Here is an 11,880-nt window from a genome sequence, read left to right as displayed (position 1 = left end):
AAAACATTTGTATAGATAAAATTCTTTCTTATATGAAAATAGGGATCTTTCAAAGGAAAGATCCCTATATAAAGCAAATTGAAATTATTTCTGTAAATCTCTATATGATAAATGTGCCAAGGAACCCATTCCTAGTATTTATAACTCTTAATAAGCCCCTGCAATTCCTCTGCCATAACGGAAAGTGATCGCGCAGAACTTGATATTTCCTCCATTGAAGCAAGTTGTTCCTCTGTTGTTGCGGCAACTTCTTCAGCTGTTGCGGCATTGCTTTTTGCAGAGTCAGCAATTACGTTTGTTGATGCCTCAACTTCTTGGAGACTAGCGGACATTTGCTGTGCTGTTGAAGAAATAGATTCAATCTGTGGCGAGATATCTCTCATACTTGATAGAATATCCTTGAATTTTTGAATAGCTTCTTCTGATACAGAAAGTCCTTCTTTTACATCATCGGTTACTTTTACCATAATAGTTACGGTGTTATCCGTATCGTGCTGAATATCATTAATTAGGGTAGTAATTTGTTTTGCAGATTCTTGAGATTGCGCGGCTAGCTTTTTAACTTCTTCAGCAACTACGGCGAAGCCTTTTCCTGCATCTCCAGCTCTAGCTGCTTCAATTGAAGCATTTAAAGCTAATAGATTTGTTTGCTCTGAAATCCCTTTTATTACTTCAAGAATCACACCAATTTCTTTTGAGCGTTTTGATAGAGAGTGAATCATTTCATTTGACTCGTTTACAGATTGTGAAATAGATTTCATCTGACCAACAGTATTTGAAACAGACACTTCACCTTCCTCAGCTTTAGAAGTAGTGGCTTTTGTTAACTCTGTTACTGCGATCGTATTTGACGCGATCAATGAGGAGCCCTTTGAAATCTCACTTAAAGCCTCAACATTACGATCAATAGTAGTTGTTTGGCTTTCAGCACTACTTGCTACCTCGATAATGGCAGAAGAAACTTGGTCTACGCCTTGACTAGTTTGTTCAGCGCTAGCGGTTAATTGTTCTGAAGAAGAAGCTAACTGAGTAGAATTTTCTCCTAATTTAATTAAAAGATTACGTAAACTAGTCTGCATATTACTAAAGGAAGCCGCTAATTGACCGATCTCATCTTTTGAGGTTATTTCAATAAATTCCGTAAGGTCACCTTCGTCAATTTTCTTGGCCTTTTTCTGCAAATCACTTAATCTTCTTGTGATAGAGGAAACAATAATGACGACTGCAATTCCACCTAAAATGACGGCAATGCCCAAGACAATACTTGTGGTAATCAATATTGGCTGTGCAGAATCACTGATTTCCTTCGTAAAGAATGTACCTGCTACTTTCCAGCCTGTTACTTTGTTCGTCTCAAAATGCAATTCTTTGTCCTCGTTATTTAAAACATAACTAAAACTTCCAGATTCCTTTTTATAAAGCTCACTATAATGTTCTTCTTTCGCTGGTTCTCCAGTTTCGTTATTAGGATGAACAATGAAATTCTGCTTAGGATCCAGTAAAACCGCATAACCTTTCTGACCAATCACTAATTCTTTAACCGTTTCTTCTAGCCTGCTGATACTCAAATCAATTCCAACTACACCTGAACCGTCACTAAGGAACTTTGTAATGGTCACAACCATTTCACCAGAGCTTGCATCTTTATAAGGGCTAGTAATTGCGACTTCCTGCTTGTTTTCCACTGCGTCTTGATACCAAGGACGGTCACGAGGATCATAATCACTTGGTAATTCTAGTTTAGGAGAAGTGATCATTTTTCCATCAACTGTACCAATATAGACAGCCTGCACCTCAGGATGAAGACCAATATATTGATTAAGCTTCTGAGCAACAACTGAATTTTCACTACCATCTCCATACATCTCTGATTTAATTTGTTCAGAGAAAAAGCTAGCATCGTGAATCTTCGGTCCAATCGTATTGTTGATATTAGAATTTAAAAGAATAATATTTTCTTTTGCTGTTGCTAAAAGTTCCTCTCTAATCTCTTTTTTTGCACTGTTGTATGATAACAGACCTACAGTAAGCGAAGGAATGAGAAGAATAAGGGCAAAAGCTATAAGCAATTTGTGTTTGATTTTCATAAGCTGCTCCTTTTGTGTGAATTATATTAGTTTATATATCGGACACAATAAGGATATATAAAGGTGAAAAATCCTTTTTGAATTTAAAAAAGTCGATTATGACATAATATTCTAGTTTTTCTAGTTTTAAAGCGGGGGCCGTGGGTGGGACGAGGGGACAGGCACCACGGCCCACTCACGTTTTTAGATCCTATAATAGGAAGATGAAGAAGGGTCATATGAGAGAAGTCTTGCATGGGCTTTTTTTTGCATACTAGAAAACTTGAATGATGTGTGGGGTTTGTCGGAAATTGTCTAATCGAAGATAAAAGCTAAATAACCGAAGATAAATGTCTGTTTATCGTTGATAAAATGCCAAAAATCGAAGATAAACCTGTCTGCTTTATGCGGAGAACCCTTTTGATCGTCGTTTTCTTGCTAATTTTGCTGCTTTTTCGTTTTAAAAGTCACAAATTCAGGCTCTTAGTTCTAAATTAGCTTTGCAGCAGGAATAAATTCGGACCATAAGAGACGTGTGACTAGGGTTCCTCGTCCCACTCACATCTTTAGATCTATAAAAATGAAGAAAAAGCTTATATGAGAGAAATCTCGTGTGGGCTTTTTTGTTTTTATAGGTTCTTTAATCACCACCGTTCCGAGATGAGGGACAGAAAACCTGTCCCTCTGTCCCAATTTCAAGGACCGGGACAAGGTACCTGTCCCCTTGACAACGAGTGCACTTACCGTGTAATCTATTAACATTGTAAACAGGTTACCTTTATAGTGGTAACCTAATTGTTTTAGGAAGCGGATACAATAAATAAACCAAAGAAGGAGGATTTTCAATAGAATGAAAACAGCTTATATTAATGCCACATTCTTTTCTTTAGATCATGATAACCAAGTCTATGAAAATGGCATGATGATTACCGAAGATCAGCGAATTACCTATATAGGTAAAGGTAAACAGGAATTAGCTGATGTTGACCAAGTCATTGACCTAAAAGGAAAATGGGTTCTTCCGGGCCTTGTTAATGCGCATTCACATATTTTAATGACTCTTTTGCGCGGTAGTGGTGATGATATGCTGCTAAAGCCGTGGTTGGAGACGAGAATATGGCCGCTTGAACAGCGGTATACGACTGAGATTGCTTCTGTCAGTGCTCAGCTTGGGATTCTAGAAATGCTAAAATCAGGGACGACAACATTCTCGGATATGTTTAACCCGAATGGAATTGATTCTGATGTGGTAATGGAATCCATAGTGAATACAGGGATTCGAGGCGCTTTTTCTCATACAATCTTTAGCATGGGCTCCCCTGAAGATCAAAAAAGCAATTTAGTAGAAGCCGAGCGTTTTGCTAAAACATACAAAACTGTCGCAGATGGACGGTTTACGACAATGGTTTCACCGCACAGTCCTTATTCGTGTACAACAGATGCTCTATCAGAAAGCCTTAGGATTGCCACAGAAAACGAGTTAATGATCCACATTCATGTATCTGAAACAGATTATGAAATTTTGGATATTGAAAAACGATACGGAGCTCGTCCTGTTGAATATCTTCGAGGCTTGGGGATATTTAATCAGCCAACTGTAATGGCACATGGAGTGGTCCTTAATGATGAGGAAAGAGACATTTTAAAAGAATATGATGTAAGAGTTGCTCATAATCCAATGAGTAATTTGAAGCTAGGATCAGGGATTGCGGATATTGTTAGTCTGCTAGAAAAAGATATCAAAGTGGGAATTGCGACTGATAGTGCGGCTTCCAACAACAACTTGGATATGTTTGAGGAAATGAGAGTGGCTGCTTTACTTCAAAAAGGAATGTATAAAGATGCAACGAAGCTACCTGCTGAGAAAACATTAGCTTTAGCGACAAGAATCGGAGCAGAAGCGATTGGAATGAAGCATACAGGTTCCTTAGAAGTTGGAAAAAAAGCTGACTTTATCACGATTGATCCTTATGACAAAGCCCATTTACAACCAGTTAGTGAGGCATATTCGCATTTAGTATACGCAGCTAAGGGAAGCGATGTTTGTGATGTGTATATTGACGGCAAACAAGTCGTGAAAGAGGGAAGCTGCTTAACGATTGATGAAGAAAAAATAATAGCAGAAGCAAATCGGTTAAAAAGAGAACTTATTAGCTAACCTGAAGGGAGAAAACAATGAAAAATAGTGAAAGAATTCAAGAAACAAAGGAATATATCGAATCAAAAATTAAGTTTGCCCCAACAGTGGGACTAGTTTTAGGATCTGGACTTGGAGTACTGGCAGAAGAAATTGAAAATGCAACCTATATTAACTATGATGAAATCCCACATTTTCCTGTGTCAACTGTGTCAGGTCATCAAGGTCGTTTAGTGATCGGAGAATTGAAAGGGAAAAAAGTCATTGCCATGCAAGGGCGTTTTCATTTTTATGAAGGTCATTCTCTTGACTCTGTTACATATCCAATTCGGATCATGAAAGCACTTGGGGTTACACAGCTTCTTGTGACAAATGCTGCTGGAGGAATTAATCCTAATTTTAAACCTGGTGATTTAATGATCATTAACGATCATATAAATATGACCTCTCAAAATCCGTTAATCGGTCCAAATGAAGATGGCGTAAGGTTCCCGGATATGTCTGAGGCCTATTCAAAAGGATTAAGGCAATTAGCAAAAACTGTTGCGGAAAGAACAAATATAAAGCTGGTAGAAGGTGTGTATGCTGGTATGCTTGGACCTAGCTATGAAACACCAGCTGAGATCAAGCTTTTAAGTGTTTTAGGTGCAGACGCCGTTGGAATGTCAACAGTTCCAGAGGTAATCGTGGCTAGACATGCTGAGTTAGAGGTGCTTGGTATTTCATGTATAAGTAATATGGCAGCTGGTATTTCCAAAGTTTCTTTAACACATGAAGAGGTCATGGAAACAACCGAGAACATTAAAGCTCAATTTTTATTGCTAGTAAAAGAAATTGTCAGCGAGCTGTAGACGGGGGAATGAATGATGCTTCAACGAATAAATCAACACTTTCAGCTTGCAGAAAATAAGACCACCATTAAAACGGAGGTTATGGCAGGTTTTACGTCATTTTTCACATGTGCTTATATCATATTGGCAAATCCTTTAATTTTAAAAGATGCCGGAATTCCTTTAGGTGCATCGGTCATTGCCACCATTGTAGCCTCCGTTATAGGATGTTTACTAATGGCTTTATGGGTGAATGCTCCAATTATTATGATTCCTGGTATGGGAGTTAATGCTTTTTTTAGCTACACGATGGTTCAATCACTAGGGCTTTCCGTTCAACAAGGGATGTTGGTAATCGTCTTGTCAGGATTATTTTTCTTTCTTGTTAGCATGTCGTCGTATGGACATAAAATACTAGAATCGGTTCCGACTTCTTTAAAGCATGGAATTACCGTTGGAATAGGACTATTCTTAACTTTTATAGGTTTACAAAAAGGTGGAATCATCCAATCTAGTGAGACAACCATGTTGGCACTTGGGCAGTTGAATAGTCCAGTGACAGTCTCTACAATCGTAGGAATTATCATCACTTTAATTCTATTTATTCGGAATGTAAAAGGTAGTTTATTAATTGGAATTGTTGTGACTAGTGTGATGACAATTGCACTTGCTGATGGAAATCATAGTAGTATCGTGGACTTCCAAACAACGAATAATAATTTATTTCAATTAAGCGAACTGAATCTATTACAAATTCCATTTTGGATCGCTGTTTTTTCAATGACAATGATTGTTTTATTTGAAAATATGGGGCTACTTAGCGGAATGCTGCCTGATATGAAGAAATTTCCTCGTGCTTACAAAGCTGTTGCGATTTCAACAATAGCTTCAGGGGTAGTTGGGACAAGCCCAACAATTGCATCTGCTGAGAGTGCGGCAGGAATTTCTGAAGGCGGAAGAACGGGGATACCTGCTTTTGTGGCAGCTATTTTGTTTGGGTTATCAATCTTTGCTATGCCTTTGATTCAACTAATCCCTGGAAACGCCGTGGCACCTGTGTTGATTTTAATAGGGGCGCTTATGATGTCGTCAGTGAAAGACATCCCATTTCATGATCTTTCAGAGGGATTTCCTGCGTTTTTAATTATTATATGTATCCCTATGACATCGAGCATTGCGGATGGATTGGCATTCGGCTTTATTGTGTATCCGATTGTGAAAATCGCCATTGGGAAATGGAGGCAGGTTTCACCTCTAATTTATGTGATTTCAACTCTGTTTCTGTTGAATGTTGTTGCTTCAGCTTTACTTTTGCATTAGGAGAAAAAACCACTCTGGAGTGGTTTTTTTCCTTGTTAATACCTTAATTTCATTAGGGTATTTTTAATATCAGGATCACTCATTAGCAAATCATAATGCTTTTCATTAATTTTTGCTAGTGCAAGATCATGGTAGAAGAATTCTGTAAAAATCTTAATAAATGGTTTGGACATGGTTTTTAAGGCCTGCCAGGCATTCTCTTCCATACCAGCGAAAATCACTTCTTTTTCATCTACAATAATTAAGCGAAAGTGTTCGAGTGACTGGTGTTCAGTTGCTGGAATAAGGGCATGAATATTGGATAGAGGTGTGTCAATGCTGCCGACTACAAGTACCTCGACATCTAGTCCCTGTTTTTCCTTTTCAATTAATAGTGGTAAATACTCTTCAAGGTCTTCATTCCATGTTGAAATTCGAATAGAGTTCTTCGCGTCTTGAACAAGCTGTTTGCTTTGTGCCCGAATGGAGGTATCAACCTTCAAACTCCAAACATGTTCATCATAATATGACTTTTTTTGAAAATTGATGTTTTCTAGTTGTTTTAAATCTTTTTGAAATTCTGTATTTAATTTTTCGATTGCAAGTGATAATGGCAACGCGGTATAATACTTTTTGTTTTCTGAAACAGAATCTAGTATCATCCCTTTTTCGATCATGCGTGAGATCACTTCATAGACCTTTGATTTTGGAACACCTGAATATTTAACGATGCTAGTAGCATCCATCGGTTCCTCACTAGATACTAGAACTTCATAAACACTACTTTCATATTGTGAAAAACCAAACTTCTGTAACATAAATCCTCCTATAACAAACCACATTTTCGTACATACTATCTACTAAATATAATAATTTAAATGGAGGTATTATTCCACTGAGGGTTTGGGAATCGACATATTTCGGGTGGTGCCTGTCACTTATCGACAAAATTCGGGAAGTGACAGGCACCCATTTGACAAACAACATCCGAATATAGTATTCTATGTATGCGGTTACCAACTGAGTGGTAACTTTATGGAATTAATAGAGGTAGGACATCTGACATATTGTGAAATGAAAGGGATTACAGTTTTATTTAAATTAATAATATGGGGGGATCCATAATGAATTTTCTTTGGGGAGTTATGGGCATTGTTTTTATTTTAGGAATTGCATTTTTATTCTCAAACAATAAGAAAGCGATTAACTATCGTACGGTCTTAGGTGGACTTGCTATTCAAATTTTATTTGCTTTCATTGTTTTGAAATGGGAACTAGGGCAAAAAGCTCTTAACTGGTTATCTACGAAGATACAAGATATTACGAGCTACACAAATGAAGGTGTAACATTCTTATTTGGTGGTTTAATAGGAAATGAAGGGATCGGATTTATTTTTGCTTTTCAAGTTTTGACAGTTATCATTTTCTTCTCTTCGCTAATTTCAGTTCTTTACTATGTTGGAATTATGCAGTGGATTGTTAAGATCATTGGTGGTGGACTTTCAAAGTTATTAGGAACAAGTAAATCAGAATCAATGTCAGCGGCAGCAAATATTTTCGTTGGACAAACAGAAGCGCCATTAGTCATTCGTCCATATATTGCAAAAATGACTCAATCAGAGCTTTTTGCTGTTATGACAGGTGGCCTTGCATCTGTTGCAGGTTCAGTACTAATTGGATATTCATTAATGGGTGTACCACTTGAATATCTTTTAGCAGCAAGCTTTATGGCAGCTCCTGCAGGTTTAATCATGGCAAAAATCATGATTCCTGAAACGAAACATGCAGTAGAAGCACAAACTGCTGCAACAGCTGAATCAGCTCTATCTGAAGAAGTTGATGATAAAGAGGACGAACCAGCAAATGTTATTGATGCTGCAGCTCGCGGAGCATCTGACGGATTAGGACTAGCTCTAAATGTTGGTGCGATGTTACTTGCATTTATTGCGTTAATTGCATTAGTTAACGGAATGTTAGGTGGAGTAGGTGGCTGGTTCGGATTCGAATCACTTTCGTTAGAAATGATACTAGGCTGGGTTTTTGCTCCAATTGCATTTATGATTGGTGTACCTTGGGCAGAGGCACTTCAAGCTGGTAGCTTTATCGGACAAAAAATTGTCTTAAACGAATTTGTAGCATATGCTGCATTCACACCTGAAATGGCTAATTTATCAGATAAAACAAACATTGTTATTAGCTTTGCTTTATGTGGATTTGCAAACTTCGGATCACTTGCAATTCTTCTAGGTGGCTTAGGTGGTCTTGCCCCAAGCAGACGTCCAGACATTGCTAAACTAGGCGTGCGCTGTGTTATCGCCGGAGCATTGGCATCACTTTTAAGTGCTGCGATCGCTGGGATGTTGTTTTAGGGAAGGGACATGGGGACAGGTTCCTCGTCCCAGGATGAACAGGGACAGGTCCCGTGTTCCCCGTTATGAATATTATGATGATGAAAGCTCATGCGAGAGAAATCTCGTATGGGCTTTTTTTAGAAAAAAACTATGTAGACTTATCTCAAAATGAGGCTAGGTACCCATATCTTTTTGGAAAACTATATAGACTCTTTCATATGGAATAAGATAACAGTCCCTATGCTCCGTTTTTTCTTCTAGATACGGACAGATACTTATCAGCTCTCACCGAATGATTTATTTTACTATCATTTTAGGGGGAGAAAATTACATGGAGTACAAGAAGTTTAAGAAATTTCTGGTCTGCGGGCCAATCGCGTCAGCACTTATCTTTTCATTAATAACACCAGCCGCATTAGCAACTGAAGGTGTGGAAGATCAGCAAGATTCAGCTGTAACAGAAGAAACAATCACAGTAGGTGACGAAACGTCAACTAGTGAAGATACTACAACAGAAGAAAATGTAGTAGAAAATGAAGAAGCAGCTATAGATGAAAACGAAGAGAATACTGCTGCCGAAACTGAAACAACTCAGGAAGAAGTAGAAAAGGGTACTGCTATCGACATCGAAACAATTGAAGAAGAAGTAGAAGAGAATACTGCTACTGACACTGAAACCACTGAAAAAGAAATTCAAGAAGAAGAGCCTTCATTAGTTCCGGGAGATTTCTTTTATTTTGTAAAGACGATGATGGAAAAAATAAGACTTGCTATAACATTTGACGACTATGAAGAAGCTCGCCTATTAGCAGATTTTGCAGCAGAACGTATTGCAGAAGCCAATAAATTAATAGCTGAAGGTAAAAGTGAAGAAGCAGAAGAACTACTTAATGCAGCAATTGCTACTCAAGAGGAAGCAGCTAATCACTTAGCTGAATCGGAAGAGGTAGCGGGCGACACTATAGAAACTGAAGAAGCAGCGGTTGATACAACAGAATCTGCAGAGGATATTGTTGAAGCAACAGATACACAAGAAGCAGTGGCAGCAGAAAATGCCGATGAAAGTCTAGAAGAAACTGAAGATGAGGTTGAAGTTAAGCTTGCAAATAACATTGACTCATTAGCAAAAGCATTATCTCAAGTGAAAAACCCTACAGCACAAAAGGCATTAATGAAAAATATCCAAAAATCATTTGCTAAACTAGATAAAAAACTAGCAAAGCTTGAGGAAAAAGCGGCTAAATTTGGCCTTGAAGATAGTGAAAAGAGTGAAGAAGCAGAAGAAGTAGTTGCAGAAGAGCAAACAGAAGAGAACATTGCGGATGCTGAACAACCAGTAGATTTGAATGAAGAAACGGTAGAAGAAGAGAACGCTACTGAAGAAGAAACAACTGCCGTACAGCCTGTGAGTACTGTGACTACAACATCAGTTGTTGAAAAGCAACCGAAAGAAGAAAAGCCTGCTCAAACTAAAGAAGTAGCGAACGAGAATAAGCAGGAAACACAAGTGAAAAAAGCAGAAAATAAGCAAAAAGCTAACGAACAAAAGCAAGAAGCTTCCGTGAAAAAAGCTGAAAACCAACAAAAAGCTAATGAGAAAAAACAAGAAGCTCAACAGAAAGCGAACGAAAATAAGCAAAAAGCTGATAATAAAAATACAAACGGTGATAAAGGTAAAGATAATTAAGAATAGAGTTTAGTTTTCGGTGTTTGGAAGAAAGCTTTATCCACCGATTACGGAGGATGTAAAAGGGAAAGATTAGTTGTAACTTTACAAAATGATCCTATTGAAAATGAACATTAGTGAAATTAATGTAACAAAAATAACCCCGTCAACTAGACGGGGTAAAATTTTCACTTTATAAAATGGGACAAGGAACCTGTCCCCTTAATTCAACAACTCAATAATCTCATCATTCCCAATATCATAAGCATGATCAACAGCGGATATCCCCTCAGAATCAGTAAGAGTAGGATCTGCACCTGCATCTAATAATCTTTTAATAGAAGCAGTATCCTCGTCATAAACAGCAGTCATTAATGCCGTCCATCCCCAGCTATCTTGCCAGTTAGGATCTGCTCCATATTCTACGAGTAAGGGAATAAGGTCTCCACGATTATTATCAACAGCAATCATTAGGACACTTTCTTCATACTCATTTATCTCATTAGGGTCTTCACCACTTTGTAAAAGGTCCTCCACTTCTGCTTGATCAGCATCAATTACAGCCTGCATTAAAGGAGTATACTCATAGCTATACCCGTAGTCACTTTCCATGAAAAATTCTTCTAACTTGCTGCCAAATTGTGATAGAACAACTGCTGTTCCTACACCAATACCAATGAAAATTGTAGGAATAACAACAAAGATAACGAACATTAACAGAACAATTCTCTTTGTTCTGCTTTTAAGCTGTACGGAAGGTTCTCCGTATGTGAAACGTTCAATCTCATGAATTCGCTTTGGAATAGGAGGGTGTGTTGATAGTAGCTCAGTTAAAATAGCAAAAATCCCCCGTTTTTCGTTGTATTGCGTTAAATATTCTTGAATATTAACTTTGTTATAAAGCCTTCTACCAGCAGCTAGAACTAAAAGACCGTTTATAGCATTTTCCGGTTTTTCTGTATAATAAGCTGCCATGCGGTCACATGTATATTCTGCCATTCTTGAATAACTTGTGCCTAAGAATGGTACCCACATAGATAATGAGAGTAGGATACTTTTAGCGATATGATTTCTTTTAATGTGAGCTAACTCGTGAGCGATGATGTAATCAATATCGAAGTCCTCTGAATCGTCTGCAATATCAATGAAATCAGAATATAGCACAACCATGTTTTTCCCGAATAATGCTAGAACTTTTGTAGCAAATGCATTTAAAAGTCCACCAGATTCAATCACATACACTTCAGGTATTTTATCTAAATTCATCTTTTGACAAAGAGTAATAACCTTGCTGTGAAGCTCGGGAAACTGATTTTCTCTTAATCTCACCCCGTTTAATTGGATGTGTGCCATAGATAGGGCATGTGAGAATAATGATAATAGCCCAATCGCTAATACAATAAAAACGCCAATGATCGAAAGAAGTAAGTATAATGCCATAAAAACACTGACGATAATACAAATAATAAATAGCGTTTCTTCATGCTTATGGACAAGATTTTTATTATTTTCCAATTTGTTCAACTCCTAA

Annotated in this window: 8 protein-coding genes; 5 read left to right on the top strand and 3 right to left on the bottom strand. The window is 37.6% G+C overall.

The window, feature by feature from the left end:
* Positions 1-131: 131 nt before the first annotated feature.
* Entirely contained in the window at positions 132-2,087 is a 1,956-nt protein-coding gene (locus D9842_RS18210; RefSeq protein ID WP_121663728.1) for a methyl-accepting chemotaxis protein, read from the bottom strand.
* A gap of 829 nt (positions 2,088-2,916) precedes the next feature.
* On the opposite strand from D9842_RS18210, the gene D9842_RS18205 reads away from it, so the two are divergent.
* Genes D9842_RS18205 through D9842_RS18195 form a run of 3 tightly spaced genes read left to right on the top strand, consistent with a single transcriptional unit; the run spans position 2,917 to position 6,353 of the window.
* Entirely contained in the window at positions 2,917-4,224 is a 1,308-nt protein-coding gene (locus D9842_RS18205) for an amidohydrolase family protein (protein WP_121663727.1), read from the top strand.
* A gap of 17 nt (positions 4,225-4,241) precedes the next feature.
* Positions 4,242-5,054, top strand: coding sequence for a purine-nucleoside phosphorylase (locus tag D9842_RS18200; protein ID WP_121663726.1), 813 nt, complete (start codon positions 4,242-4,244; stop codon positions 5,052-5,054).
* Positions 5,055-5,069: 15 nt separating this feature from the next.
* Entirely contained in the window at positions 5,070-6,353 is a 1,284-nt protein-coding gene (locus D9842_RS18195; RefSeq protein ID WP_121663725.1) for an NCS2 family permease, read from the top strand.
* A 35-nt stretch (positions 6,354-6,388) separates the two neighbouring features.
* Here D9842_RS18195 and D9842_RS18190 read toward each other — a convergent pair whose 3' ends face one another.
* Positions 6,389-7,150, bottom strand: a complete 762-nt coding sequence (locus tag D9842_RS18190; protein ID WP_121663724.1) for a TrmB family transcriptional regulator — start codon at positions 7,148-7,150, stop codon at positions 6,389-6,391.
* Positions 7,151-7,456: 306 nt separating this feature from the next.
* Between D9842_RS18190 and D9842_RS18180 the strand changes: the two genes are divergently transcribed.
* Positions 7,457-8,701, top strand: coding sequence for a NupC/NupG family nucleoside CNT transporter (locus D9842_RS18180; protein ID WP_121663722.1), 1,245 nt, complete (start codon positions 7,457-7,459; stop codon positions 8,699-8,701).
* Positions 8,702-9,014: 313 nt separating this feature from the next.
* Positions 9,015-10,370: a DUF5667 domain-containing protein gene (locus D9842_RS18175; protein ID WP_121663721.1), complete on the top strand. Its 1,356-nt coding sequence runs from the start codon at positions 9,015-9,017 to the stop codon at positions 10,368-10,370.
* A gap of 201 nt (positions 10,371-10,571) precedes the next feature.
* On the opposite strand, the gene D9842_RS18170 is transcribed toward D9842_RS18175, so the two are convergent.
* On the bottom strand, positions 10,572-11,864 hold the full coding sequence (locus D9842_RS18170; protein WP_121663720.1) for a M48 family metallopeptidase: 1,293 nt from the start codon (positions 11,862-11,864) through the stop codon (positions 10,572-10,574).
* Between the last annotated feature and the right edge of the window lie 16 nt (positions 11,865-11,880).

Source organism: Metabacillus litoralis, from assembly GCF_003667825.1.
In the GTDB taxonomy this organism is placed as follows: Bacteria; Bacillota; Bacilli; order Bacillales; family Bacillaceae; genus Metabacillus; species Metabacillus litoralis_B.
This window is presented reverse-complemented; position numbering and strand designations above follow the sequence as displayed.